At 62.8% G+C, this 25686-nt stretch carries 22 protein-coding genes and 1 pseudogene; 8 read left to right on the top strand and 15 right to left on the bottom strand.

Annotated elements, in window-relative coordinates; all coding sequences use genetic code 11:
* Positions 1–11 precede the first annotated feature (11 nt).
* The 5 genes from F3W81_RS05115 to F3W81_RS05095 form a co-directional block, all read right to left on the bottom strand.
* Positions 12–884: an ATPase gene (locus F3W81_RS05115; RefSeq protein ID WP_193082570.1), complete on the bottom strand. Its 873-nt coding sequence runs from the start codon at positions 882–884 to the stop codon at positions 12–14.
* Positions 885–1053: 169 nt separating this feature from the next.
* Positions 1054–2142, bottom strand: coding sequence for an OmpP1/FadL family transporter (locus tag F3W81_RS05110; protein WP_193082569.1), 1089 nt, complete (start codon positions 2140–2142; stop codon positions 1054–1056).
* Between the two features lie 179 nt (positions 2143–2321).
* Entirely contained in the window at positions 2322–3209 is an 888-nt protein-coding gene (locus tag F3W81_RS05105) for a DMT family transporter (RefSeq protein ID WP_226941865.1), read from the bottom strand.
* A gap of 129 nt (positions 3210–3338) precedes the next feature.
* Positions 3339–4589, bottom strand: coding sequence for a cation:proton antiporter (locus F3W81_RS05100; RefSeq protein WP_193082568.1), 1251 nt, complete (start codon positions 4587–4589; stop codon positions 3339–3341).
* Between the two features lie 57 nt (positions 4590–4646).
* The gene (locus F3W81_RS05095) at positions 4647–5354 is read right to left on the bottom strand and encodes an endonuclease/exonuclease/phosphatase family protein (RefSeq protein ID WP_193082567.1); all 708 of its coding nucleotides are present in this window, start codon (positions 5352–5354) and stop codon (positions 4647–4649) included.
* 37 nt (positions 5355–5391) lie between these two features.
* Between F3W81_RS05095 and F3W81_RS05090 the strand changes: the two genes are divergently transcribed.
* Positions 5392–6045 carry a hypothetical protein gene (locus F3W81_RS05090; protein WP_193082566.1) on the top strand — a complete coding sequence of 218 codons (654 nt, stop codon included), beginning with the start codon at positions 5392–5394 and terminating at the stop codon, positions 6043–6045.
* Here F3W81_RS05090 and F3W81_RS05085 read toward each other — a convergent pair.
* The 5 genes from F3W81_RS05085 to mazG all read right to left on the bottom strand — a co-directional run bounded on the left by F3W81_RS05085 (position 6042) and on the right by mazG (position 10978).
* The gene (locus F3W81_RS05085; RefSeq protein ID WP_193082565.1) at positions 6042–7472 is read right to left on the bottom strand and encodes a protein adenylyltransferase SelO; all 1431 of its coding nucleotides are present in this window, start codon (positions 7470–7472) and stop codon (positions 6042–6044) included. The two genes, F3W81_RS05090 and F3W81_RS05085, sit on opposite strands and share 4 nt — an antisense overlap.
* A gap of 53 nt (positions 7473–7525) precedes the next feature.
* Complete coding sequence (locus F3W81_RS05080; protein ID WP_193082564.1) at positions 7526–7978, bottom strand: GNAT family N-acetyltransferase; 453 nt, start codon at positions 7976–7978, stop codon at positions 7526–7528.
* Complete coding sequence (locus F3W81_RS05075) at positions 7975–8913, bottom strand: nucleoside hydrolase (RefSeq protein ID WP_193082563.1); 939 nt, start codon at positions 8911–8913, stop codon at positions 7975–7977. The genes F3W81_RS05080 and F3W81_RS05075 overlap by 4 nt, the downstream gene beginning before the upstream one ends.
* Positions 8914–9069: 156 nt before the next feature.
* Entirely contained in the window at positions 9070–10083 is a 1014-nt protein-coding gene (locus F3W81_RS05070) for a Fe(3+) ABC transporter substrate-binding protein (protein ID WP_193082562.1), read from the bottom strand.
* Between the two features lie 67 nt (positions 10084–10150).
* Positions 10151–10978, bottom strand: a complete 828-nt coding sequence (gene mazG, locus F3W81_RS05065) for a nucleoside triphosphate pyrophosphohydrolase (RefSeq protein WP_193082561.1) — start codon at positions 10976–10978, stop codon at positions 10151–10153.
* Between the two features lie 63 nt (positions 10979–11041).
* Between mazG and F3W81_RS05060 the strand changes: the two genes are divergently transcribed.
* From F3W81_RS05060 to F3W81_RS21115, 6 genes and pseudogenes are all read left to right on the top strand, one after another.
* Positions 11042–12232 (top strand): M20 aminoacylase family protein, encoded by a 1191-nt coding sequence (locus F3W81_RS05060; protein ID WP_193082560.1) that lies wholly within the window; start codon positions 11042–11044, stop codon positions 12230–12232.
* Positions 12233–12235: 3 nt separating this feature from the next.
* Positions 12236–13204, top strand: a complete 969-nt coding sequence (speB, locus tag F3W81_RS05055) for an agmatinase (RefSeq protein WP_193082559.1) — start codon at positions 12236–12238, stop codon at positions 13202–13204.
* Positions 13205–13353: 149 nt separating this feature from the next.
* Entirely contained in the window at positions 13354–13761 is a 408-nt protein-coding gene (locus tag F3W81_RS05050) for a DUF1499 domain-containing protein (protein ID WP_193082558.1), read from the top strand.
* Between the two features lie 61 nt (positions 13762–13822).
* Positions 13823–14872, top strand: coding sequence for a peptide chain release factor 1 (prfA, locus tag F3W81_RS05045; protein WP_193082557.1), 1050 nt, complete (start codon positions 13823–13825; stop codon positions 14870–14872).
* Between the two features lie 65 nt (positions 14873–14937).
* Entirely contained in the window at positions 14938–15714 is a 777-nt protein-coding gene (prmC, locus tag F3W81_RS05040; RefSeq protein WP_264298910.1) for a peptide chain release factor N(5)-glutamine methyltransferase, read from the top strand.
* Between the two features lie 246 nt (positions 15715–15960).
* Positions 15961–16416: pseudogene (locus tag F3W81_RS21115) on the top strand (DUF4167 domain-containing protein); the annotation flags it as partial.
* Between the two features lie 709 nt (positions 16417–17125).
* Here F3W81_RS21115 and rsmA read toward each other — a convergent pair.
* The 5 genes from rsmA to lptF form a co-directional block, all read right to left on the bottom strand.
* Positions 17126–17968, bottom strand: coding sequence for a 16S rRNA (adenine(1518)-N(6)/adenine(1519)-N(6))-dimethyltransferase RsmA (gene rsmA, locus F3W81_RS05030; RefSeq protein ID WP_193082555.1), 843 nt, complete (start codon positions 17966–17968; stop codon positions 17126–17128).
* A gap of 3 nt (positions 17969–17971) precedes the next feature.
* Positions 17972–19249 (bottom strand): peptidylprolyl isomerase, encoded by a 1278-nt coding sequence (locus tag F3W81_RS05025; protein ID WP_226941864.1) that lies wholly within the window; start codon positions 19247–19249, stop codon positions 17972–17974.
* Between the two features lie 203 nt (positions 19250–19452).
* On the bottom strand, positions 19453–21717 hold the full coding sequence (locus F3W81_RS05020; protein ID WP_193082554.1) for an LPS-assembly protein LptD: 2265 nt from the start codon (positions 21715–21717) through the stop codon (positions 19453–19455).
* The gene (lptG, locus tag F3W81_RS05015; RefSeq protein WP_193082553.1) at positions 21717–22829 is read right to left on the bottom strand and encodes an LPS export ABC transporter permease LptG; all 1113 of its coding nucleotides are present in this window, start codon (positions 22827–22829) and stop codon (positions 21717–21719) included. Before lptG ends, F3W81_RS05020 begins: the two co-directional genes overlap by 1 nt.
* Positions 22826–23977, bottom strand: coding sequence for an LPS export ABC transporter permease LptF (gene lptF, locus F3W81_RS05010; protein ID WP_193082552.1), 1152 nt, complete (start codon positions 23975–23977; stop codon positions 22826–22828). The genes lptG and lptF overlap by 4 nt, the downstream gene beginning before the upstream one ends.
* A 235-nt stretch (positions 23978–24212) precedes the next feature.
* On the opposite strand from lptF, the gene F3W81_RS05005 reads away from it, so the two are divergent.
* On the top strand, positions 24213–25673 hold the full coding sequence (locus F3W81_RS05005) for a leucyl aminopeptidase (RefSeq protein ID WP_193082551.1): 1461 nt from the start codon (positions 24213–24215) through the stop codon (positions 25671–25673).
* The last annotated feature ends 13 nt before the right edge of the window (positions 25674–25686 follow it).

The raw sequence follows: 25686 nt of genomic DNA, 5'->3' as shown, positions 1-25686 counted from the left end.
CGGCGGTTTGTTTAAGTAGTCGCTGGCGTGCGTCGTGCAAGAGCATCGGCGATCAAGGTTTCGAAATCCTCAGCTGTTTTCACGGCCGCAACTTCATCCGCAGAAACGGTGACACCGCGTTTGGCCATGGCAGCATAGCGCGGTTGGCGATGTGCAAGGGCGCGGGCATAGGTCCAGCGCACGAACGCATCCGGGTCCACCGCATCGGGCGCAACCTCGTTTGAGGTCAGGTAGTCCTGCCAGGCCTGCCGCAGAAAACCCGGTTCGTAATACATCGGTTTCGGGGCACGATCAAAACGACGCACCAATTGCTCGGTATGCGCGTCATCTCCCTTGATCCAGACCAGCAGGGTCGTCTGCTCGAGGGCGTTCAGCACCTCGTCTTCTGGATCTTCGGGATTGACCACCTCGCAGATCGAGCCTCCGCTGTCGCAAACGAAATGCGGATAGCCATAGAGCGTCACGGCGCGCTGCGCAAAACGCTCGGTGTCCAGCAGAGAGGCGATCTCCGCGACCCGGTGCTGCTCCTGACGGATCATGTAGTCCTCAAAGCTCAGACCGCCCTTGGCGGGGTCACCGGGCTTGCCAAGATAGGTCGAGAGCGGGGCGAGGTTGTTGAACGTGATGTTGGAGCCGATGTAGATCGAATCCGTCATCAGCAGTTCGCGCAGGAACGGCACCTGCATGGCGTGACGCTTGGCATTGTCGGCGATGTGTTCGCCCATGTGACGCGTGCCAATCCGGTAGTCGATGGAATAGTGGAACCAGCCGCCATCATCACGCAGCAGATTGGACACGTGGGTCTTGCCCAGACCGGACATGCCGAACAGCAGTACGCGCTTTTCTTCGGCGTCGCGCCAGTCTTGGGGCGAATTGTAGAGCATTGGTTTTCCTTAGTATCCCGGGGTCCAGCCTGAGGCCATGGGTAGGCGAGGCGCGCGGGGCGGTCAAATCCTAATGCTAGGTTAACACGCTTAGGGCGGACACGAAAAAACCCGACCTTCGTGAAAAGGCCGGGCAGAAGGGCGTATCGCCCAAAGTCGTGTCGTGTGCTTAGAAGGAATAGGTGACCTTCAGGCCCAGAGCGGTTGCCGAGTTGTCCTTGAAATCGGCCTGTGCCAAGTTGGCAGTCTGCGGCGTTGCATTGCCAAGCCATGTCCGGCTGATCCCGCCGCCCAGTTCGACTTGGTCGGAGATCTTGTACGACACACCGAGGGTGAGCGAGGTCATGCCCGTGCTGGGGGCCAGAGGCGAAACCAGCGGATCGCCTTCCTTTTCGTAGCCGACCATGATCGATCCCGAGAGGCGATCATTGAACCGACGCCCGACGCCCAGACGGTAGGTCGTGGTGTCTTCGAGGTTCACAAGTCCATCGGGACGGAACTTGCCGAAAACAACGGGGACGACCTTGAACTCTGAGTGCTTGACGTAGCGGATCGACCCCATCAGCAGCGTGTCAGCCGCAATCCCGGTCTGGAACTCAAGGTTCCAGGACGACGGCGTCTTGGTTTTTGTCGAACTGGTGACGGTCGGGGCTAGGTTCTCGACGGTGTCGAAATCGTGCTCAATATCCGAGTTGTAGGTCAGGGCAACGCGCATTGCGATGTCGGGGATCTCATAGGCGGCGCCCAGGACATAGCCGACAGCCGTATCTTCGCCCAGATCGACCGAATAGCCCGACAGCGGACCATACGCGAGGCCCTTCAAGGTGATCGCGCCGCTGGCTTTCTGAATGCGCAGGCCACCAAAGACACTGGCCTGTTCGGTCAGCTGGTATTTGCCAAGCGCCGTCAGCGTGTCGGTGTTGGAGGACGCCATTGTACCGCCCAGCATCGGATTCGCCGGATATTCAACGTCAGAAGCAAAGGGGGTGTCGTAGATCAGCGCAAAGGCGAGCTTTTCATCGACATCCATTTTCAGCGCGAATGAAGGCACCGAAAAATCCTTGGCCACATTGCCGATGGGCGCAACCAACCTGCGGCTCGTCCCGGAGACACTGGGTTTGACATAGCCATAGCTAAGCTCGACCCGGTTTCCTTCGGAATACAGGATCATGGCTGATTGTGTTGTCCGTTCAATTCCGCCCGCATAAGCGGTGGATGCACTCAGACAGACCAGTGCGATACCGGCTTGAAGTTTCATGTCGACCTCCTCCCTAAAGATTACGACGTCAGATTGTCAGCCATATTCACATGTTTGTTTAGGCAATCAATCGCTCTTGTAAGTTGACGTAGCGGGATGATCGCGTAAACGTAGCGTAAGGGAAGCTGCACAACCGCAGGAGATGCTCAAATCGAGCCTGCAACCGGGGTTACGCCGTGTCAGAGCCGGTCTGCAACCGTCAGAGGCCGTGTCTCAGACCAGATATTCAGATAATTCCCGGCGAAAATCACGCAGGCGCCCGCCAGAACCCAAAGATCGATTCTGTCTCCAAGGAACAGCGCGCCGATGATCGCCGCCAGTGGCAGGCGGGTGAAATCGATCGGCACGACGACCGTGGCGGGGGCGAAGGACAGGGCTGTAGTGACACAGAAATGCCCGAACAACCCGGCGCAACCAACGAGCAGCAACAGCGGAAAGCTCGCCATGTCGGGCATGGTGATGTCGAGATCGTAGCCGGCGCAGAGCAATCCAAAGACACTCTGCGTGATCGTCATCCAGAAGATAATACAGAGCGTGCTGACATCGCGTGTCAGGCGCTTGGTAAAGACCATGGTGAACGCGAAGGTGATCGCGGCAGTGGCTGCCGCGATGATACCGGGGGAAATCGCCTCGGCCCCCGGTCGCGCCACCATCAGGATGCCAACGAAGCCCAGCAGCGCTGCCGCAACCCGGATCGAGGTCAGCCGTTCCCCCAGGATGAGGGGTGACAGGGCCAGCACCCAGAGCGGAGAGGTGAACTCCAGCGCAAAGACCTGTGCAATCGGGATCATCGTCACCGCGAAGAACCACAGGTTCTGGCCAGTGAAATGCGCAATATTTCGCGCGACATGCAGGCCCATGTGATCGAAACGGATCTGCTTCCAGCTGCCCCGCAGTGTCAGGAGGACGATCATGATGACGGCGCCCGTCAGGCTGCGCCAGGTCATGATCTCGAAGGTATCCAGAGTCTTGCCGAGGCTGCGGCCCGCCAGCGCCATGGTCAGGAAGGAGATGACCGAGCCGCTCATCCAGAACACGGCCCGAAGGATATCTTTGCGACTTGTCATTCTCTCACTCCGTGCGGGCCTTTGGCTGTCTTGTTCTATGACGCGTCGACAGGTTCAAGCTGCGTTTTGCGGAATTACGTGAACTGTGATCTTTGTATGGGGAAGGCGGGCGGGCAATTCTGCCATGACCTACATCAGTTCAGGTTGACGACCGACGCGCTTCGCCAGCCGACCGACCGTGAGGCCTTGCACAACGATTGAAAAGATCACGATAAAATAGGTCGCAGCAAGGATCATGGGTTTCCACTCGCCCTCTGGCAGCGAAAGAACCAGTGCGACTGAAATGCCGCCTTTCAGCCCGCCCCACGTCATGATCGGGATCGTGCCATTGCTGAAATCGCGCACGCTGCGCAGCATCAGAACCGGGACAGCCACGGCGACCAGTCGCGCCAGCAGCGACAGCACGATCGCCATGGCTCCGGCAAGCAGATAGTCCGCGCTGAAGGCCACTGCGAAAACCTCGAACCCGATCAGCAGGAAGAGGACAGCGTTGAGGATCTCATCAATCAGGTGCCAGAACATCTCGACATGTTTGCGGGTATTTTCCGACATGCCGTGGCGCGCGCCGATATCGCCGATCAACAGCCCGGCGCAGACGGCCATGATCGGTGCGGAAACATGCAAAGCCACGGAAAGCTCGTATCCGCCAAAGGCCAGCGCGAGGGTGATCAGCACCTCAAGTGACGCATCATCAATCAGCCGCATCAGCCGAAAGGTAAGGTAGCCAAGTGCGAGGCCAAGCACAGCGCCGCCGACGGCCTCCTGAAGGAACAGCTTTGTCGCAGCTGCGATCCCAGTCTCCCCATGACCCTCGGTGCTGGGGAAGGCGATGCCGATCAGGACCAGAAACACCACATAGCCGACGCCATCGTTGAACAGGCTTTCACCGGCGATCTTCGTCTCCAGCGATTTGGGCAGTGCGGCGTCGCGCAAGACACCCAGAACCGCCACCGGATCTGTCGGCGCGATCAACGCGCCAAAGACCAGCGCAATCAGGATCGGCATGCCCGTCAAATAGCTGAAACCGGCACCGACAATGGCGGTCGACAGCGCGACACCGATCGTCGCCATCAGCAGGACAATCCGCCATTGCTCGCGCAGATCCGACAGTTTGACATGCAAGGCTCCGGCAAACAGCAGCAGACCCAACATGCCCTCCAGCAGCGCTTCGGAGAAATCGATGCCGCTGACGATGGAGCGGATGCGATCTGCCAGCCCGAACTGCGGCAGAAAGATATCAAAGACCAGCATTGCAAGGGATGTCAGCAGAGCGACCAGCAGAATGCCGATGGAGGAGGGCAAGCGGAGAAAGAAATAGTTCACGGAGCCAAATGCGGCCGCGAGCACGATCAACAGCGAGGCGATCTGAAGCAGGTTCATGGAAGACCTCTGTTCTGCAAATGTTTACATGCAGATAGCACGCCAAAGCCGGGCTGGCTATCGCTGCTGGGCCGTCAGCTCTACAGTGACCGGCAGATGGTCAGACGCGATACGCGCTGGCTGCGCGAGATGCGGGCGCACCGGACCCGCGCTCAGGTCGGCGCTGATCCAGAAACGGTCCAGCGCGGCTATGGGACGTATCGCGGGATAGCTGGGCGGGCAGGGCAGAAAGCGCAGGGGCGCCAGTTCGGCATTCAGATCTGCGCCACTGCCCCATTCGTTGAAATCACCCGCGATGATCGTCGGACGGGGCGGCAAACGCTCCAGCATCCGGCGCAGCGCCGCGCATTGCTGACGGCGCGACCGGGGCACGAGGCCCAGATGCACCCCGATGACGCGCAACGGCCCGATGGGTGTGTCGAGATCCGCCCGGATGGCGCCGCGCGGCTCAAACCCGGGCAGGTCGATCTGATCGGTCTCAACCACATGGATGGTGCCGGGGCGCATCAGCATGGCGTTGCCGTGCCAGCCGATAGAGCCTCCGGGCGCCCCGAACTGCAGGATCTGCCATTTTTCAGCCGTCACCATGTCGTGCGGCAGCGCAGCAGGGCGTGGTGGCAATCGCTTGTCAGCCTCTTGCAGCACGCATATCAGGGCACCTGTATCCTCCAGCACCTCAAGTGAGCGCCTTGGATTGCGCCTCAGGTCCATGCCGACGCATTTCTGCAGGTTGTAGGTTGCGATACGAAGCGAGGGTGTTTTCATATCAGCGATGTGACACGTGGAAATCGGGAAAGCAAAGATGTTGAGAGAGCAAACCATCGTGACGCGGCTGATCTGGCTGTCGCTGCTTTTCTCGATAGCAGAGTCGCTGGTGCTGGGCCGATGGCCTCTCGCGTTTGTTGCCGCGGCGACGCTGGGGTTGTCTCTGGCGCCGATCTACGTGGCGCGTTGGACCCAGGTGCGCATCCCGCCGAGCTTTCTGACGGCGATTGTCGCCTTTATCTGGGGGACGCTGTTCTTGGGTGAAGTGTTTGATTTTTATAACAAATACTGGTGGTGGGACGTGGTGATGCACGCCGGTTCCGCCGTCGGATTCGGGATGATCGGTTTTGTGCTGGTCTTCGTGATGTTTCAGGGCGACCGCTACGCCGCGCCGCCCCTCGCCATCGCCTTTTTCGCCTTTTGTTTCGGCGTGACGATGGGTGCGATGTGGGAGGTCTTCGAGTTTGGCATGGATCAGATCTTCGGCACAAATATGCAGAAATCCGGGCTGATCGACACCATGGGCGACATCATCGTCGACCACATCGGGGCGGCGTTCGGCGCCTCGGTCGGCTATGGCTATCTGCGGGGGCAGGAAAAGGGCGGGCTCACAGCCCTGATTGCCGACTTCGTGCAGCGTAACCCACGTTTTTTCCGTCGCCTAAAGAAATGGCCTGACCGCAAGAACTAGGTTCCGCAGAAGGTTGCCGTGATCTCTTCTTCCGGGCGCGGCGGCTGAGCGTAGTCTGCATCCGTCTCAGCAAGGTCAAACGGCGTGGCGAGAACCCTGTGCAGATCCTGAAACGGCTGCAGGTTATCGTTCATGGCCGCCACCAGCGCTTGGTCCACACGATGGTTTCGCGCGATCACCGCCGGATTGACGGAGCGCATGAGGTCGCACGGGGCGTATTCGGCGGCCAGTCTGCTTTGCCAGCCCTCAGCCCAGTCCTGCAAAGGCGCCGGATCCGAGAACAGAGCAGCTGCCGCCCGGACGTCGCCCGAGGACAGAGCGCGGAAAGTGTTGGTGAAATCGGCGCCTTGATTGGCCATCAGGGCCAGTAGCGCCTCGATCAGCGGGCGATCGTCTTCTGTGGCAGCAGATATCCCCAGCTTGGCACCGAACCGGCGCAGCCATGCCGCATCGATCTGTCCCGGCATGTCGTGAACCGCCTGAGTGTAGGCCTGCAGCGAGCTGTCAGTGTTGTCTTCCAGCAGCAAGAGCGAGGAGGCCAGCTGTGCCATATTCCAAGGCAGAACATGGCGTTGGTTGTCGTAGGCATACCGCCCCTGACGATCGATCGAGGAATAGACCGTCGCGGGATGGAAATTGTCCATGAAAGCACAGGGGCCGTAATCGATGGTCTCGCCGGAAATAGTGGTGTTGTCGGTATTCATCACACCGTGAATAAACCCGATCGACATCCAGTGGGCGACCAGCTCGGCCTGCGCGGCGATGACGGCCTGCAGGAACTCAAGCGGTGTGCTGGCATGCGGAAAGTGCCGTGCAATCGCGAATTCCAGCAACTGCCGCATACGGGACGCATCGCGCCTTGCGGCGAAAAACTCGAATGTCCCAACGCGAAGATGAGAAGAGGCAACCCGCGTCAGCACGGCCCCGGGCAGTGGGGTTTCGCGAAACACCTCATCGCCAGTCGCCACGGCCGCGAGAGAGCGTGTGGTCGGAACCCCGAGAGCAAACATCGCCTCGGACATCAGATATTCGCGCAGGACCGGCCCGATCGCCGCAAGACCGTCGCCGCCGCGTGAAAATGGCGTGCGACCTGACCCTTTCAGCTGCAAATCGCGCCGTTTCCCTTGGCGGTCCACGACTTCGCCAATCAGCAGGGCGCGTCCGTCCCCGAGCTGGGGCGAAAAGCCTCCGAACTGGTGACCGGCATAGGCCTGCGCCAGCGGATCGGCACCTTCAGGCAGCGCATTGCCTGCAAAGGCTTGCGCGAGCGCCGCTTCGTCCGAGCCTGCGTCTATTCCCAGCTCGCTGGCGAGGGGCGCGTTGAAGGCAAGCAGGCGTGGCGCCGTGGCCGCGCGCGGTTTGCTACGCGCGAAAAAGCCATCGGGCAAGGCGGCGTAGGAATTGTCGAAGGGAATGCTGGGTTTCATGTGCTTAACCTAGGTGGGCGCGATGTGAATTGCCAGAGACCCGCGAAAACCAGTCAGAAGCGCCGTGACATCAGCATATAATCGTCGCGGGCGCGAAACCCGCTGAGGTGATACAGGCGGCGGGTTTTTTCGTCGCCGCGTTTGACCTCGAGATGAAGCGCCGTCAAACCAGCCTGCGCAAGCGCACGGGGGATCGAGGAGAGCACCTCGGTGCCAATTCCGCGGCCCCTCACACCCGGACGGATCCAGATCTGCTGCACGCTGCCATCCAGGCCACCAAACTCCAGCGACCAGCCAAAGGACAGTGCGGCATAGCCAATCGGCGCACGGTACGGGCCAATGATATAGATCGCGCCATGCGGATCGCCCTCCAACAGGGGCAAGACGGACTCGCTCAGCGCCTCGGGGGTGAGCAACGCATAGCCGAGCTCTTCGTGGCAGGCGCGCACCATTGGCAGAAGCCGCTCAAGGTCCGCCGCATTCGCCAAATGCAATGAAGTGGTCATAGTCGGGCCAGCCGCTCCGTCAGCAGGGTAAAGAAGCCATCGGCATCGACATCGCCCATGAACATTGCATTCGGTGCACGATCACTGACCCGCCACCAGTCGGCAACGGTCATGCCCATGGTCAGTTCGGACTGCGTCTCAATCTCGACGTTGATGTAGCGCCCCGAGAACAGCTCAGGCTTGATCAGGTAGGCGGTGACGCAGGGGTCATGCAGCGGAGCCCCCTCGGCGCCGTATTTTTCAGCGTCGAAACGCTCAAAGAAATCGGTCATCTCGGCCACGGCGATGCCGACCTTGGTGCCGAGATCACGCAGTGGTGTGCTGCGGGCCTTGGTCACCAGAATCTTATGGGTCACGTCCAGCGGCATGACGACAAGCGGCACGCCGGAGTGAAAGACGATCTCCGCCGCCTGTGGGTCAACATAGATGTTGAACTCGGCCGCGGGAGTAATATTGCCGACCTCGAAATAAGCGCCACCCATCAGGACGATTTCCTGAACCTTCTCAATGATATCCGGGGCTTTATTAAAGGCCGTCGCGATATTGGTCAGAGGCCCTAGAGGGCAAAGGGTGACGGTGCCTGCAGGCTCAGCGCGCAGCGTGTCGATGATGAAGTCGACGCCATGTTGCGCCTGCAAGGGCATTTCCGGGTCGGGCAGTACCGGGCCGTTCAGCCCGGTCTGACCATGCACATGCTCGGCGGTGACCAGCACCCGGCCCAGCGGTTTGTCGCAGCCTGCAAAGACCTTGATGTCAGGGCGGCCTGCCAGCTCACAGGTGATGCGCGCGTTCTTTTCCGTCAGCGCGAGAGGGACATTCCCGGCGACGGCGGTGAGTCCGAGCACCTCGATCTCGTCAGGGCTGGCCAGTGCCAGAAGGATTGCCACGGCATCATCCTGCCCGGGGTCTGTGTCGATGATGATCTTGCGGGCCATGGGCACTCCTGTGTCGAAATCGCGGCGAATGTGGCGCGCCCCCGGTGCAATGTCCATGGGGGCAGAGGGGACCGGCGGAAATCCCTCGGGTTCGGGCAGCCTGCAGAAGCAGGGCCGCGCGAACCCGAAACGATGCGTGCCCCGCTCGTGACGCGATTAGCCGTCGAAATCAACCTCTTCCATCAGACGCAACGCATCGGGGCGCAGTTTGGCCAGTTCGATCAGGTTGACGTCATCGGGTGTGAAATCCCCCCAGCTTTTCACCAGAGGCGCGGGGTCGACACCGGGAACGATGGGGTATTCATAATTGGCGTTGGCATAGATCTGCTGCGCCTCAGGAGAGACCAGAAATTCGACGAATTTCAGTGCATTCTCTTTGTGGGGCGCGGATTTCGTCATCGCGATGCCCGAGATATTCACGTGTGCGCCACCGTTCTCAAAAGTCGGGAAAACCGGGCGTACGGTCTCGGCCCAAGCGCGTTCTGTGGGATCGGCCAGCATTTCGCCCAGATAATAGGTGTTCCCGATCGAGATATCGCACTCGCCCGCCCAGATCGCCTTGACCTGCGCGCGGTCATTGCCCTGCGGCTTGCGCGCCAGATTTGATTTCAGCGCCGTGAGCCACTGCTTGGTCTCGTCTTCGCCGTGGTGATGCAAATAGGCGGCGGTCAGCGCGATATTATAGGGGTGCGTCCCCGACCGGGTGCAGATGCGGCCCTGCCATTTCGGATTGGCCAGATCCTCGTAAGTCGTGACCTCACCATCGGCGACGCGCTCCTTGCTGGCATAAACGATGCGCGCGCGGCTGGTCAGCCCCCACCAATGACCTTTCGGATCATGGAAGGCGGCCGGCACCTTTTCTTCGAGCAGGGCGCTTTCGATGGGCTGCGTGACGCCTGCGTCGACAATGGCCGAAAGGCGCGCGATATCAACCGTCAGCACCAGATCCGCGGGGGAGCGATCGCCCTCGGCCTTCAGACGCTCAACCATGCCCTGTTCAAGAAACGCGACGTTGACGTTGATCCCGGTTTCCTTGGTGAAAGCCTCGACCAGCGGGGCAATCAGCTCCGGCTGGCGATAGGAATAGAGGTTCACGTCATCAGCGAAGGCTGGGACGACCCCAAGCGCGAGCGGGGCAAGGAGGAGGGTGGTATAGCGCGTGGCGGACATGGCGGTCTTCCTGTCGGCTTGAAGGGGCAGAGCATCTGCCGGATTGAAGTGTGAGGACAGCGGCAGCTTACTGCGCCACTTTTTCCTGCAGTTTGGCCTGATCCCACAGAGCGTCAAGCTCGGCAAGGTCACTGTCCTGCGGCTTTCTGCCGTCTACTGCAAGAGCGTCCTCGATCATGTTGAAACGACGTGTGAATTTGGCATTTGCATTTCGCAGGGCCTGCTCGGGATCCAGTTTCAGATGGCGCCCGAGATTGGCCATGACAAACAACAGGTCACCATATTCTTCCTCAACCTCGGCCTGCGTCAGCTCATCGCGGGCTTCGACCAGCTCGGCTGCTTCCTCGACGATCTTGTCCAGAACATTGGCGGCGTCTGGCCAGTCGAAGCCGACACGCGCTGCACGATTTTGCAACTTAACCGCGCGCATCAGGGCTGGCAGGCCCATGGCGACGCCATCAAGAACGCGTGTCTCTTTGTTCGAGGCACGCTCTGCGGCCTTGATCCGCTCCCAGTCGACGGTCTGTTGCTCCGGGCTCTTGTCGCGGCTCTCGGTGCCAAAGATATGCGGATGCCGGCTGATCATCTTCTGCGCGACCCGTTCCGCAACACTGTCAAAATCGAAAATATCTTTCTCTTCAGCTATTTGCGCGTGGAAAATCACCTGAAGGAGGAGGTCACCCAACTCGCCCTCCAGCTCTCCCATGGCGTCACGCTCAATGGCGTCGGCGACCTCATAGGCTTCCTCAATTGTATAGGGCGCGATCGAGGCGAAATCCTGTTCGATGTCCCAGGGGCAGCCGGTTTCGGGATCACGCAACCGGCGCATGATCTGCAGAAGGCGGGGAAGGCCCGCGGGAACGTCGTGGATCGGATCTTGGCGCGTGTCAGGCATTGCAGCCCCTCTCGGTTTCAGCTTTTGTGCACCCTGACGGCAGCATGAGAAGGAGTCCAGCCGATGCCCGTGGTGAACAGAATTGCCGGCCTGGCCTCTGAGATGGAGGGCTGGCGCAAACACATCCATGCCAACCCGGAACTGGGCTTTGAATGCCATGAAACTGCGCGTTTCATTGCCGAGCGTCTGCGCGAATTCGGCGTTGATGAGATTCATGAAGGCATCGCAAAAACCGGCATCGTCGCGATCGTGAACGGGCAGGGTAGCGGCCCCACTGTCGCGCTGCGTGCCGATATGGATGCGCTGCCGATGCAGGAAGAAACCGGCGCTGAATACGCCTCTGTGACGCCCGGGCGGATGCACGCCTGCGGTCACGACGGTCATAGCTCGATGTTGCTTGGAGCAGCCAAGTACCTTGCAGAGACACGGAAATTTTCCGGTCGCGTGGCGCTGATCTTTCAGCCTGCAGAAGAGGATGGCGGCGGCGGAGGTCGGATGGTCGAGGCCGGGATCATGGACCGCTTTGACGTCTCAGAGGTCTATGCGCTGCACAATGCGCCGGGGTTGCCCGAGGGGTCGTTCATGACCACGCCGGGGCCGATCATGGCGGCGGTCGATACGCTGCATATCCATATCAAGGGCGTGGGGGGGCATGCCGCCACTCCTCAGGAAACCCGCGACCCGATTCCAGCGGTCATCGGCATGGTCACGGCGATCCAGAATATCATCACGCGCAACCATAACCCATTGGAAGACTTGGTGATTTCGATCACTCAGATCCACACTGGCAGCGCCGAGAACGTCATACCGGAGACTGCCTATATCAATGGCACCATCCGCACCTATGATCCCAAAGTGCAGGATATGGTCGAAAAACGCCTGAACGAGATCGTTAAGGGTCAGGCGGCGGCCTATGGGGTCGAGGCAGAACTGATCTACGAACGCTGGTATCCGGCGACGGTCAACAACCCCGAGCGTGCGGCCTTTGCCGCTGATATCGCTCGGGAAATCTCGGGGCCTGGCATGGTCTTCTGGGATCAGGGACGAGAGATGGGGGCCGAGGATTTCTCGTTCATGCTGAATGCGCGGCCCGGCGCTTTCCTGTTCATCGGGCAAGGCGACACGGCCGCTGTGCATCAGACGAAATACGATTTCAACGACCGCATCGCGCCCGTCGGGGCCAGCTTTTTTGCCCGGCTTGTGGAGACCGCGCTGCCGCTTGAGCGGTCACTGAAGCAGGTTGAGGAGGCTTGAAGCATGGCTTTGGAAGACGCGAAAACACAAGTTGATCAGGCGTTTACCCGTGATAGCTCACGTGGCGCCAGCTTCGAGAACGCCTTCGGTGGCGCCACCAGTTTCCTGCGGCGGCGCTATACCAAAGACCTCAGCGGGTTCGACCTTGCGGTGACGGGGGTGCCCTTCGATCAGGCGGTGACCAATCGCAGCGGCACACGTCTGGGGCCGCGGGCGATCCGCGAGGCGTCGACCCTGCAACCCTATGATCCGCCCTATGGCTGGGGGTTTGATCCGCTGGGAGAGTTTGCCATCGCGGATTATGGCGATCTGGCGTTCGATTATGCCAAGGTCGCGGACTTTCCCGACACCCTGACCGCGCATATCCAAGGCATCCTCAACCAAGGGGCCGGCAGCGTTGTTCTGGGCGGGGATCACTATATTTCCTTCCCGATTCTAAAGGCTTACGCGGAGAAGTTCGGGCCTCTGTCGCTGATCCACTTCGATGCCCACTCCGACACCTGGCAGGACGATGACATGAGCCGGATCGACCACGGCACCATGTTCTACAAGGCCATCAAGCTGGGTCTGATCGACCCGGCGACCAGCGTGCAGATCGGCATCCGCACCGTCAATGACGAAACTTGGGGTATGAACATTATCGACGCCCCGCAAGTGCATGAAATCGGTCCAAAAAAGACCGCCGAAAAGATACGTGAAATCGTCGGGGACAGGCCCGCTTACCTGAGTTTCGACATCGATTGCCTCGACCCTGCGTTCGCGCCGGGCACGGGGACGCCGGTGTGGGGCGGCCTCTCCAGTGCGCAGGCGGCGGCGATTTTACGCGGCATTGCAGGGGTCAATCTGCAGGGTGGCGATATCGTCGAAGTCTCGCCGCCGTTTGACACGACCGGGGCGACGGCGATCGCTGGCGCGCATGTCGCGATGGAGATCATTGCGCTGTGGTGCTGGACCCGGCGCGAGGGCGTCTGAGACCGAAAAACCGCCAGATCGGGATGTCGGTATCCGGTCGGTATTGCGACGGTAAGTGAACGGTGCGGTTTTGACCTTCTGCGACCCCATTTGAGGGGCGTGACGGGGGCAAACCACGCCATGGCGAAGAACATCTGAGAGGTATCCCCATGCGGTTTCTGTCCATCCTCGCGTTGCTGATCGTCGTGGCCGCTGTCGGGCTGGGGCTTTGGGTGCGTCTGGCGCCCTCGGACCCTGAGGTCTGGAACCAGATGCCCGAAACCGCCAGCAAGGGCGCGCGCCTCAGCATCGATGCCGGGCCGGATGGTCTGGCGCGGTTGAGCGCGGTGGCCGCCGCGACGCCGCGCACCAGTGTTCTGGCGGGCAGTGTCGAGGCGGGGATGATGACCTGGGTGACGCGCTCCAAGGTGATGGGCTTTCCCGACTACACCACGGCGCAGCAGCAGGGCGATGTGCTGACGCTCTGGGCGCGACAGCGGTTTGGCGAGAAGGACTTTGGCGTCAACGCCGCGCGGCTTGCGCAGTGGCAGAGCGGGCTGGCGCAGCCGCAGCGCTGAGCGGCCTCCAGCCCCCGCGCGGGGCTTGACCAAGGCGCGATGATCATGGACAGGTCGCGCCATGATTTCGGAAGACAGGCTAGCCCTCATCACGGGCCGATATGAATATCTGGAAGCGAAAATGTCCGCCGGCGGCGGCGACTTCGCTGCGTTGTCGCGCGAATATGCCGAGCTGAAGCCGGTGGTTGAGGCGGTGCGCCGCTATCAGGCGCTGATCGAGGGGCTGCGCGAAGCCGAGGCGATGCTGGCCGATCCGGAAATGAAGGCGCTGGCCGAGGAAGAGCTCTATGGTCTGCGCGCGCAATTGCCCGGGCTGGAGCATGAGGTGCAGCTGGCGCTGTTGCCGAAGGATGCGGCTGATTCGCGCCCGGCGATGATCGAGATCCGGCCCGGCACCGGCGGCGACGAGGCGGCGCTGTTCGCGGCGGATCTGCTGCGGATGTACCAGCGCTACTGCGAGGCGCGCGGCTGGAAGTTCGAGATCGTCGAGCAGCAGCTGACCGAGCTGGGCGGCATCAAGGAGCTGACTGCGGCAATCCGGGGCGACAACGTTTTTGCCCGGCTGAAATTCGAGAGCGGCGTGCACCGGGTGCAACGGGTGCCGACCACCGAGAGCGGCGGGCGCATCCATACCTCGGCGGCGACGGTGGCGGTGCTGCCCGAGGCCGAGGAAGTCGATATCAAGATCGACGCCAACGACATCCGTATCGACACCATGCGCGCTTCGGGCGCGGGCGGGCAGCACGTCAACACAACCGACTCGGCGGTGCGGATCACCCATATCCCAAGCGGGATTGTCGTGACCTCGGCCGAGAAGAGCCAGCACCAGAACCGCGCGATTGCCATGCAGGTGCTGCGCAACCGGCTGTTCGACATGGAGCGGCAGAAGGCGGATGACGCGCGCTCGGCCGACCGGCGGGCGCAGGTGGGCAGCGGGGATCGTTCGGAGCGGATCCGGACGTATAACTTCCCGCAGGGGCGCATGACGGATCACCGGATCAACCTGACGCTCTACAAGCTGGATCAGGTGATGCAGGGCGATCTGGACGAGGTGATCGATGCGCTGATTGCCGACCATCAGGCGACGCTGCTGGCCGAGGCGGCGGGGTGACGCCGACCGGGCTGATTCTGCGCGATGCCTCGGTGCGGCTGCGCGCGGCGGGGGTCGAGGACGCGATGCGCGATGCCCGCCGTCTGCTGGCGCATCTGCTGGGGATCGCGGCGGAACGGCTGGTGGTCGACATGCCCGCAGGGCTGAGCGCGGCGCAGGAGGCGGAGTTTGCGGCTCTGGTGGCGCGGCGCGCGGCGCGTGAGCCGCTGTCCCATATCACCGGCAGCCGGTTGTTCTATGGCCGGGCGTTTCAGGTCAGCGCGGATGTGCTCGACCCCAGGCCCGAGACCGAGACACTGATCGAACAGGCCCTGCAGGCGCCGTTTCGCGATGTGCTGGATCTGGGGCTCGGCTCGGGCTGTGTGCTGCTGACATTGCTGGCGGAGCGGGGCGAGGCCACCGGGGTCGGTGCCGATCTGTCGCCGGCTGCCTTGCAGGTGGCGGCGGGCAATGCGGCGGATCTGGGGGTGGCGGCGCGCGCCTCTTTCGTGCTGTCGGATTGGTTTGACGCGATCGAGGGGGCGTTTGATCTGATCGTGTCGAACCCGCCCTATATCTCGGAGGCGGAGATGGCGGAGCTGTCGCCCGAAGTGCTGCATGAGCCGCGCATGGCGCTGACGCCGGGCGGCGACGGGCTGTCGCCGTACCGGGTGATTGCGGCGGGCGCGGGGCGGCATCTGCGCAATGGTGGCCGCTTGCTGGTCGAGATCGGCTGGCAGCAGGGCCCGGCGGTGCAGCAGATCTTTCGCGACGCTGGACTGGCGCAGGTGCAGGTGCACAGCGACCTCGGCGGCAAGGACAGGGTGGTCAGTGCCCTCAGGAGCGGTGCAAGCCCCGGGTGATGTTCACAAATGAATATCTGGGATGTGTCATTGAAAATTTGGAAATCTGCCTAAAACTGTCAGTTCCCTCTTGTCTTTTGTGCTTCGGCATGGTTAGTCGAACGTATCCGGGACGCGGAAGCTCATTGTTTAGCTCTCCCCCCAGATACCAAGCCAGACAAGAGCCGACCCCCCCGCTTACGACGCAATGAGGCGTTGCAGGGGCGAATAGGCAGCTTAAGAGAACAAGGCTGGACAGCAGACCTTATGAGATCTTCTAAATCACGCTCGCGGAGCAAGTCCCGCAGCCGCACCGTCGGCAATATCACCAACCGCGTCTTCGATTCGTCGGGGCCTGAGGGCAAGGTGCGCGGCACGCCGCAACAGATCATCGACAAGTACAACCAGCTGGCGCGTGACGCTCAGCTGTCCGGTGATCGGGTTGCCACTGAAAACTTCCAGCAGCACGCAGAGCACTATCTGCGCATGCTGGCCGAGGCACAGCGCGAGCTGGACCAGCGCCAGCAGCAGGATCAGGACAACCGCCAGCGTCAGACCAACAATGACCGTGGCGGCCAGAACGGCAACGGGAGTCAGAACGGCAACGGCAATGGCGGCAATCGTCAGGACCGTGACGGCAATGGCCACTCGGGTCAGGGGGATGATCAGGGGCGTGACAACAACAGTCGCGACACTCAGAACCGTGACAATCAGTCTCGCGACAATGGCAACCGGGACAACCAGAACCGGGATCACCAGAACCGCGACACTCAGAACCGGGACAACCAGAACCGCGATAACAATCGCGACAATGGCAACCGCGACAGCTCGCGTGGCGATGGCAACGGGCGCAACGACAGCCGGGGCGAGTATACCCGGCAGGACAACGCGCCGCAGCATGACGGCAATCGTCAGGACGCGCCCCGTCAGGATCATGGTCGGCAGGACAACCAGCGCAACGACGACACGCGCGCTGAGACTGTTCAGCAGGAGCGTGCGGTAGAAACCACCGATCAGGCTCCGGCGTCGACCCAGCAGGACAAGCCAAGCCGTCCGCGCAGCAACCGCAAGCCTGCCGTCCATACGGAAGAGGCTGCTGCACCGGCGAAAACACCGCGTCGCACACGGGCCCGCAATACCGTGCCGGACGATGTGATCGACACTTCGGACGAGAACAGCTCGATGCTGGTGGAAACACCGGAGAACAGCGAAAAGCCCGCACCGCGCAAACGCGCACCCCGCGCCAAGAAGCCGGTTGAGCCTGCGCAGCAGGACGCTGGCGACGCGAGCACGGATGCCTCCTCGGACGACAGCAACAAGACCGCCGCCGAGTAACCTCGGGACCCGGTGAGAGATGAAAAAAGGCGGCTCTGTTTCAGAGCCGCCTTTTTCGTGTCTGCCGATAGTTTGGGGTCGCCTGCGTGAGACCGGCTCAGCTGGCTTTGACGTTGCGCGCAAGGGCGCAGAACTGTTCAAGGCCAACGGTTTCGGCGCGGTCGGTGGGCTGGATGCCGGAGGCGATCAGACGATCCTCCAGATCCGGGACCAGACCTTTCAGCGCGGCGCGCAGCATCTTGCGACGCTGGTTGAAAGCCTGCGCGACAACACGCTCCAGCACCTTGGGATCGGCGGGATAGCGCGGCTCGGGCAGGGCTGTCAGGTGCACCACGGCGGAGGAGACCTTGGGCGGCGGCGTGAAGGCCTCGGGGGGCAGATTGATCGCGATACGCGCCTCGGCCCGCCAGGAGACCAGCAGCGCCAGACGGCCATAGGCCTTGGAGCCGGGGGTGGCGACGATGCGCTCGGCCACTTCGCGCTGGAACATCAGCGTCAGGCTCTGCCAGAAGGGCGGCCACTCCGGCGGCGTCAGCCAGCGCACCAGCAGCTCGGTCCCGACATTGTAGGGCAGGTTCGAGCAGATGCGGATCGGCGGCGTCAGATAGGCCAGCGGGTTGATTTCGAGCGCGTCGCCCTCAATCACCTGCAAGCGACCGGGGTAGTGATCCGCGATTTCGGCCAGAGCGGGCAGGCAGCGGCGGTCTTTCTCGATCGCCAGCACGCGGCGCGCGCCCTCGGACAGCAGGCCTCGGGTCAGGCCGCCGGGACCGGGGCCAACCTCCAGCACATCACAGCCCGTCAGATCGCCGGCTTGCCGGGCGATCTTGGCGGTGAGGTTGAGGTCGAGCAGGAAGTTCTGCCCCAGAGATTTGCGCGCAGAGAGCCCATGCGTGTTGATGACATCACGCAGGGGCGGCAGGCCGTCGATGGTTGCCATGCGTTACTCGACAATACGCGCTTCGGCGCGCAGCTGGGCGAGGTAGCCATCGGCATAGGAGGCCAGACGGCGGTTCTGCAGCTGGGTCACGATCTCGGCGCGGTTGACCTTGCCATCCTCGGTTTCGGGCGCGTTCGAGGGGGTGCGACCACAGAGCATCACCAGCTCCAGCGTCTGGCCGTTGTTGGCGGTCAGGTTGACGGAGGTCTCGTTGTCGTCGAGCTTGGCCAGCTCGATCGCGATGTCCTGCGGGATCTCGCCGGGGGCCTTGGTTTCGCGCGCCAGCACCTGTTCGGGCTGACCCTTGGCGACAGCGTAGAGATCATCGCAGGTGTCGATCTTGTCGGTGATCTGCTTGGCGCGGCCCAGAGCTTCGGGGGTGCGGCCCCCGTCGATGTAGTAGATCGCATAGTCGATGGCAGAGTAGCTGACCTTGGCGGCGGTGGTTTCCTGCATGCCGCGCAGCTGGAACAGCGCCAGCGCGCCATCGACCGGCAGCGGCTGCGAGACCTGACCGGTGGAGAGGCCCATCAGCACCGATTGCAAGGTGGGCGGCAGGCTGGTGATGTCCATCCAGTCGACCTTGCCGCCATTGTCGCGGGTCGAGGCGGCGGAATATTTCATGGCGGCGGAGGAAAACTCCGAGACCGAGCGGATCTGGCTGATCTGGTTTGCCAGCGCCTGAGCCTGTGCCGGGTCCTGGGCGGTGGGAATGAAGATCTCGGAGATCAGCACCCGCACGCCGCCGACATTGGCCTGACTGGCAATGGCGCGGTCGACGTCGCCTTCGGAGATTTCGACCTTGTTGCCATAGCGGCCACGGATCAGCGTGCGCCAGGCGACACCGGCGGCGATAAAGTCGCGGAAGGTCTGCTTGGAGACGCCATCGCGGGCAATTGCGGCAAGGAAGGCATCGGGCTCCATATTGGCGCGTCCGGCGAATTCTTTGATGCCATCGGCAATCGCGGCCTCGTCGGTCTTGACGCCGAACTGTTCGGTCGCGCCGAGCTTGAGGCGGTCTTCGATCAGCTGATCGCGGGCCAGCGCGCGCGGATCACCGGGGGCGTTGAGAAGTTGCAGCAGGCGGACGCGCTGGTCGATCTCATACTGCGTGATGACCTTGTCGTTGACGCGGATCGCGGGGCCAAAGCTTTGCGCCGCGGCGGGAATGGCGGTGCTGGTCACTGCGGTCATCCCGACAAGCAGCGCCGTGGTCATGCCGCGCAGCCAGTGCCGGCTGGTGGGGTGCTGCGCAGGGCGGATATACGGGCGGTTGGTCATTGTCATCTCTGCCTGTCTTCGATCTTGCCTGTCGGTCGGCGGGGGGGCCGGGCGACACCGGCTGTAGGGTCTGAATCTGCCCCTTGGGCCTTGGTGTCGGCTGCGTGCCTATGGGTCTTGCGATGGTGTCCAAGCCCCGGTCCGGGAGGGAAAGGAGCCTGTGTTTCGCGGTCTTTCTATATCGTTTTGTGTCCCGGTCTCAATCAGTTCCTGCATTGACCCTGTATCGGCCCGCCCGCGGAGCCTGCGGAAAAGCCGCGCAGACCGACGGTGAAGGCGAAGGCGGTCGAGGGTGTCACCACGGTGGAGGAGGTAAAACTGCGGCTAACAGACAGGGCGACGTCCACACATTCATTCACATAGGTGATGCCAAGGCCAGCGGCAGCGGGAGAATCCGACGCGATATCATAGCGGATATTCGCCGATGTGCCCCAGTTCGGCGTCACCTGATAGGAGCCGCTCAGCGCCCATTCCGACAGGACGTCGGGGCGTTCTTCCACCGCATCCGGCCCCAGCCAGATGTAGGAGGCCGCGAGATAGGTGCGGCTGAACGACCAGGCGGCGCGCCCCTCGGCCTTGTTGGTCTGGAACTCGGTGTCAAACAGACCGCGCGCCGTGATCGAGAAGCCGCCGGGCGTCTGGATCTGACCGGCCACCAGCAGATCCGAGAAGGTCTCCTGCAGGCCCGAGGACCGGGTCATCGCGGAATCGGGGTGATCCTGAACCACCTGACCGAGCACCAGCTGACTTTGCCAGCCGGAGGGGGTGAAGCGGCTCCATTGCAGGCCATAGGCGCCGCGCAACCCGCGTTCGCGCCGGTCGGGCGAGGCAAAGCGGGTCAGGGAGAGCAGGTTGCCCTCGTCCAGCTCGGGACGGGTGGATTCGTCATTGGCGATGTCGAGCGCGTGACCACCGGACCAGGCGATCTGGGCGACCGGCTCCAGAACCTGCGTCGTGCCCGAGGCGCTGACCTTTTGCAGCGGCCAGCGCAGGGTGATGGCGGTCGTCGGGGTGACCCCGGTCTGGCTGGACGGCAGGGCGCTGTCCTGCTGGGTGCGGAAATTGTCGATGGCGACGCCGCCCAGCACCTCGGCGCGCACGCCCATCGGCAGGGTCCAGGTGCGCAGCCAGTTCGCCGTCGCCGTCATGCGGGTGACATCGCGGCCGTCGGTGATCGTGTCGGTATCGGGCCCGTCGATGTCCTGATCGGAGGACCGGAAGTGCCCGTGCAGATCGAAAGCAAGGCGAAGTTCGCCGCCCAACTGACTGGGAAACAACCTCTTTTCATAATTCGCATCGCCGATGGTCGAGGGGATGGTGGCGTTATCCTCGGTCGTGCGCATCGAGTGGTAGAAGGTCAGTGCGGCGCGGTTCCATTCATCGCGCTCGGCCCGCTCTACCGAGACCTGGCTCTTGAGGCGGTCCTTGTCGGAATAGCTGTAGTTGTTGAGATAGGCGTCGTCGCCGACGGCCTCGACATTGAACTTCAGCTCAAAATCGCGGGGCAGATAGAACTTGCCCGCCGCCTCGACATAGCCACGCAGGGCACCGGGGCGCAGGTTATCCTTTGAGAGCGCGCCGCTGAACGAGAGCGCGCCATTTGAGAAGGCCTGCCGGTAGCGGTATTCCAGCGTGGTGGTTTCGGACGAGATATAGGGCGTCAGAGTCAGGTCGCGCTGATCGTCGATATTGATGAAATAGGGCAGCTTGAGCCCGGTGCCGAGCAGCGAATTCCGCTCGATCGAGGGCAGCAGCAGGCCGGTGGCGCGGCGCTGTGTCGGATCGGGCAGGCGCAGGTGCGGCAGGTAGAGCACCGGCACGCCCTTGATCTCGACAATCGCATTGTCGAAGTAGAGCTGGCGTTCAACATTGTCGTGCACGACGCGGCTGGCACGGATCTGCCAGAGCGGCGAGCTGTCCTCGCTGCAGACGTGGCAGGAGGAAACGGTGGTCTTGTAGAGCTGGGAGTAGCGCCCCTCGACCCGCGACAGCTGCGTGGCGGCGATCTGCACCTGCTGGTCCAGCATCATGCGCGCGCCGTTCAGCAGGCCGTTGCGCATGTCGCGGTCCAGAGCACCCGAATCCGCCAGCACCACGGTATTGACCGGGCCGCCGGGGGTGTCGGATTCCTCGGTCAGGGTGATCGGGCCTTCCAGCGTCAGCTCTTCGGTGTCCTGATCATAGACGACGCGGGCGGCACGCAGCCGCGAGGTGCCCTGCAGCGCCTCGACATTGCCCTCGGCGATGATGCGCTTGCGCCCGTCGAGATAGACCCGGTCGGCAATCAGCACGGCGTCGTCGCGGGTCTCTGCCTGACCTTGGGCCTGTGCCTGTGCCTGTGCGGCGAGCGGCAGCAGCGTGGCGGCGCAGAAGGCCGGCGCACTGAGCGCCGTGGCACAGGCGAGCCTGCGCAGCAGCGCCAGCGGCCTGCGGAGTTCGGATTTCAGAGCAGTGCGGGGGGTCGGCATCAGCCGTCCTCCATCTGTAACAGGATACCAATTGCAAGCAGGACCGACGCCACCGGCGGGGCCCATGCGGCCAGAAGGATCGGAATCTGACCGTTCTCTCCCAGCACCTGCGCGAAATTGCGGATGTAATAAAGGGTGAATCCGAGCAGGATCGTCGCGGTGACGGCCTCGCCCGTTTTGCCAAAGCGCGCCGGGCGCATGGTGAAGGCCGAAGCGATCATCACCATGGCGACCAGAAACAGCGGCCGGGCCAGCTCCATCTGGAACCAGACCGAGTGGCGGCGCGCCGAAAAGCCCGCCTGTTCCAATTGCGCGATATAGGCAGGAAGTTCCCAGATCGGGATGGCGGAGGGTTCGCCGAAGCTGTCGCGGATGCGTTCCTCGGTCAGGGTCGAGGGCAGCTCATAGGTGGCCATCTGCTGCGAGCCTGCCTCGGAGTTGACGCCATTTTCCAGCGGCCAGATCTTGACGTCCTGCAGCGCCCAGGCACCGCGGACCAGCTGCGCCTTTGCGGCCTCGATCCGGCGCACCGGGCCGCCACCGCCGGTCGGGGTCTGCGGCGCATAGGTCAGCATGGTGACGTCGTAAAGCTCGGTCGCCTGCGGATTGGCGCGGGCGGCACGGATCACGGTCTGCCCCTCGTCGCCGCCCTGACGCAGCCAGAGCCCTTCGGCGGAGAGCGACAGGGTGTCGGCCCCGCCGGAGCGGTATTTCTCGTAGAGATCGGTATAGCGGGTGCTGGTCGAGGCGACGATGGGGTTCAGCACCGCGACCGTCAGCACGCCGATCACAAAGGCGACGATCAGCGGCGACACCAGCGTGTGCAGCGCCGAACGCCCGGCGGCGCGCACCACGACCAGTTCGGAGCTGCGCGCCAGGGTCAGAAACAGCGCCAGCGTCGCCAGGATCATGATCAGCGGCAGGATGTCGTAGATCCCCTTGGGGATATTGAGCAGCACCAGCTCCAGCACGCGGCCTAGGCTGACATCTACGTTGGAGAGTTTGCGCATCTGTTCGACGAGGTCGATCATGCCGGTCAGCAGGAAGAACACGGCAAAGATGCCGAGGAAGGCGCGCAGAAACCGGCGGGCAAAGTAGCGGTGCAGGATCATGCGGCAACCTCGGCCATGCGGGCGCGGCGTCGGGGGCGGCGGGGACGCGCGGCCCACCACAGCAGCAGCACCGACATGACCAGACCGAGGACGACCGGCAGATAGAGCAGCGGCCAGAGCACGGCATTCTTGCGCACAGGGCCCGTCACCACACCTTCGGCAAATTTGACGATGACCAGCAGCAGGATTGCGAAGATGATCTGCTTCCAGACCCCGAAGCGGCTGAACCCGCCGATCTGCAGCGCCGAAAAGCCGATCAGCGCGGCGACGATGCAGAGCAGGGACTGGGTGACGCGACCATGGGCTTCCTGCACGATTCGTCCGATCTGGTCGCCGGTCACTTTGGAAATCGCCTCGGGCTGGGTCATCATCTGCCAGGTGGGGGCAGTGCGCAGCGAGACGCCGAGGTAATCCGAGGCGTTCACCAGCCCGCCGATATCATAGGAGAAATCCTGAAAATGCGTGGTGAAGAGCTTGCCGGTTTCACTGTGGAAGTCCTGCGCCAGACCATCGACCATGACCATCTTCGGCTCGGGCACGCCGTCGGGATCATCGTTGGCGTTGATGATATAGGCGCGCGCGGCGGTATAGGTCTGCGGCTCCAGCGGGGTGCGGCGGTCGGACAGGAAGACGTCGTGCAGCGTGCCGTCTTCGTCGATGGCGCGGATATAGAAGGTGACACCGGCCGAGGGATGCAGAAAACTGCCCTCGCTCAGCAGGCGGGCGGTGACGTTCTGCGCGATCTCGTGGTTGCGGCGCTGGATCTGCTGCTGGCTGGCGGGCACGAGGTAGTTTGTCATCACCATCATCATCATCGTCGTGATCAGCCCGAAGATCAGCGCCGGACGCGCCAGCCGCCAGGGCGAAAACCCGGTGGCCTGCATGACCACCAGCTCACTGTCGCCCGACAGACGGTTGGTCACATAGACGGCAGCGGCAAAGACCGACATCGGCAGCGTGTTGCGGATGACGTTGGGCAGGGTCAGCGCGGTATATTCGAGAAACACCCAGCTCGACTGATTGTCCGATATCAGCTGGTCGAACAGACGCACGGCGCTGTTGATCCAGTAGATCGCAACAAGGACGAGCGCAAAGAAGGCGAACAGCGTCATCAGTTGCGACAGCAGGTATCTGTCGAATCGTGGCACGCATATCCCCCGAGTGCAGTTATGTTTTATCCGGCGCAGGGGGCTGGCCCATGGCACGGTGCGTCCTGCACTCTGGCAGGCGGTGCAGGTCACTCTAGCGGGTTTGGCGGGGCGGGAAAACTGCAATCTGGTCAATGGCTGGCCAAGGCGGTAGCCTCCCGCTCAAACAGCGCGGGGCCGGCCTGTCCGCAGGCCTCGCCAAGCGCGCAATTTCTGATTTCGAGGAGTGACCCCCGTGACCCAACCCCTGGCGCTGACCTTTGCCGAGACCGACCTAGACGCCATCGCGACCCGGAAGGGACGCGTCGCTGTGGTCATCGATCCCGAAGGCGGGCTGTCGGTGGTGGCGCGGCGCGTCAACAAGCTGACCCGGGGCGCACTGGCCCGCCTGACCGAGGCCGAGAGCTTTGCCAAGAAGAAAGCCGGCGATGTGATCACCCTTGCCTGGCCGCAGGGTCTGGTGGCCGAGGCGCTGGACGTGGTGCTGCTGCCGCGACGCGCCGAGACGGCCCTGCTGCGCAAGACCGGCGCGAAACTGGCCAAGACCGTTGGGGCAGAGGGCGCCCTGGTGCTGGCCGGCAATCTCAACACCCCGAACGAGCTGGCTCTGGGGATGATGCTGCGCGCCTATGACTATGATGCGCAAAAGACCGAAAAGGCCCCGGCGAAGGGCGCTGTCACCGTGATGTGCTCGAAACCCGAGGTTGACATGACCGCGCTTGAGGCCATCGCATCGGGCGTCTTTTTCACCCGCGATCTGATCAATGCCCCGGCCAATGTTCTGACCACGACGCATTTCGCCGACCTGCTGGCCGAGCTGTCCTCTTTCGGGATCGAGATCGAGATCCTGGTCGAAGATCAGTTGCGCGAGCTGGGGATGGGCGCGCTGCTGGCGGTCGGGCAGGGCTCTGACAGCCCCTCCAAGGTGGTGGTGATGCACTGGAAGGGCGGCGCCCCGGACGAGGCGCCGCTGGCGCTGATCGGCAAGGGCGTGGTCTTCGATACGGGCGGTATCTCGCTGAAGGGCGCGGCCGGCATGGAGGACATGACGATGGACATGGGCGGCGCGGGCACTGTGGCGGGCACCATGAAGACGCTGGCGCTGCGCAAGGCCCCCGCCAAAGTCGTCGGCATCGTCGGGATCGTCGAGAACATGCCGTCGGGCAATGCGGTGCGCCCGGGCGACGTGGTGACGACGATGAAGGGCGATACGGTCGAGGTGATCAACACCGATGCGGAGGGGCGCCTCGTGCTCTGCGACGTGATGTGGTACGCGCAGGAACGGTTCCAGCCCAAGGCGATGATCGACCTCGCAACGCTGACCGGCGCCTGCATTGTGGCCCTGGGGCATGAGAATGCCGGGGTGTTCTCCAACTCCGATCCGCTGTGCAATGCCTTCCTCAAGGCGGCCGGGGCCGAGGGCGAAGGCGCCTGGCGCCTGCCGATGGGCCAGGCCTATGACGACACGCTGAAAAGCCGCATCGCGGACATGAAGAACGTCGGCGGCCGGCCCGGTGGCGCGATCGTCGCCGCGCAATACCTCAAACGCTTCGTCAAGGACGAGACGCCCTGGATCCACCTCGACATCGCCGGGGTCGCCTCGGTCAAGGGAGAGACGGCAACGGCGCCTGCGGGGGCCACCGGCTGGGGCGTGATGGCGCTGAACCGTCTGGTGCAGGACGGGTTCGAGGCCTGAGCGGAGGGCGGCC

Source organism: Pseudooceanicola spongiae, assembly GCF_014899185.1.
GTDB classification, from domain to species: Bacteria; Pseudomonadota; Alphaproteobacteria; order Rhodobacterales; family Rhodobacteraceae; genus Pseudooceanicola; species Pseudooceanicola spongiae.
This window is presented reverse-complemented; position numbering and strand designations above follow the sequence as displayed.

Bases quoted from the DNA above. Each gene is read 5' to 3' on its own strand.
- F3W81_RS05070 (WP_193082562.1), bottom strand. From the start codon at position 10,083: ATGTCCGCCACGCGCTATACCACCCTCCTCCTTGCCCCGCTCGCGCTT.
- F3W81_RS05085 (WP_193082565.1), bottom strand. From the start codon at position 7,472: ATGAAACCCAGCATTCCCTTCGACAATTCCTACGCCGCCTTGCCCGAT.
- prmC (WP_264298910.1), top strand. From the start codon at position 14,938: ATGCGCGATGCCCGCCGTCTGCTGGCGCATCTGCTGGGGATCGCGGCG.
- F3W81_RS05110 (WP_193082569.1), bottom strand. From the start codon at position 2,142: ATGAAACTTCAAGCCGGTATCGCACTGGTCTGTCTGAGTGCATCCACC.
- F3W81_RS05075 (WP_193082563.1), bottom strand. From the start codon at position 8,913: ATGGCCCGCAAGATCATCATCGACACAGACCCCGGGCAGGATGATGCC.
- F3W81_RS05025 (WP_226941864.1), bottom strand. From the start codon at position 19,249: ATGACCAACCGCCCGTATATCCGCCCTGCGCAGCACCCCACCAGCCGG.
- prfA (WP_193082557.1), top strand. From the start codon at position 13,823: ATGATTTCGGAAGACAGGCTAGCCCTCATCACGGGCCGATATGAATAT.
- F3W81_RS05020 (WP_193082554.1), bottom strand. From the start codon at position 21,717: ATGCCGACCCCCCGCACTGCTCTGAAATCCGAACTCCGCAGGCCGCTG.
- F3W81_RS05080 (WP_193082564.1), bottom strand. From the start codon at position 7,978: ATGACCACTTCATTGCATTTGGCGAATGCGGCGGACCTTGAGCGGCTT.
- F3W81_RS05115 (WP_193082570.1), bottom strand. From the start codon at position 884: ATGCTCTACAATTCGCCCCAAGACTGGCGCGACGCCGAAGAAAAGCGC.
- F3W81_RS05060 (WP_193082560.1), top strand. From the start codon at position 11,042: ATGCCCGTGGTGAACAGAATTGCCGGCCTGGCCTCTGAGATGGAGGGC.
- F3W81_RS05050 (WP_193082558.1), top strand. From the start codon at position 13,354: ATGCGGTTTCTGTCCATCCTCGCGTTGCTGATCGTCGTGGCCGCTGTC.
- F3W81_RS05090 (WP_193082566.1), top strand. From the start codon at position 5,392: ATGTTGAGAGAGCAAACCATCGTGACGCGGCTGATCTGGCTGTCGCTG.
- speB (WP_193082559.1), top strand. From the start codon at position 12,236: ATGGCTTTGGAAGACGCGAAAACACAAGTTGATCAGGCGTTTACCCGT.
- F3W81_RS05095 (WP_193082567.1), bottom strand. From the start codon at position 5,354: ATGAAAACACCCTCGCTTCGTATCGCAACCTACAACCTGCAGAAATGC.
- mazG (WP_193082561.1), bottom strand. From the start codon at position 10,978: ATGCCTGACACGCGCCAAGATCCGATCCACGACGTTCCCGCGGGCCTT.
- F3W81_RS05105 (WP_226941865.1), bottom strand. From the start codon at position 3,209: ATGACAAGTCGCAAAGATATCCTTCGGGCCGTGTTCTGGATGAGCGGC.
- lptG (WP_193082553.1), bottom strand. From the start codon at position 22,829: ATGATCCTGCACCGCTACTTTGCCCGCCGGTTTCTGCGCGCCTTCCTC.
- rsmA (WP_193082555.1), bottom strand. From the start codon at position 17,968: ATGGCAACCATCGACGGCCTGCCGCCCCTGCGTGATGTCATCAACACG.
- F3W81_RS05100 (WP_193082568.1), bottom strand. From the start codon at position 4,589: ATGAACCTGCTTCAGATCGCCTCGCTGTTGATCGTGCTCGCGGCCGCA.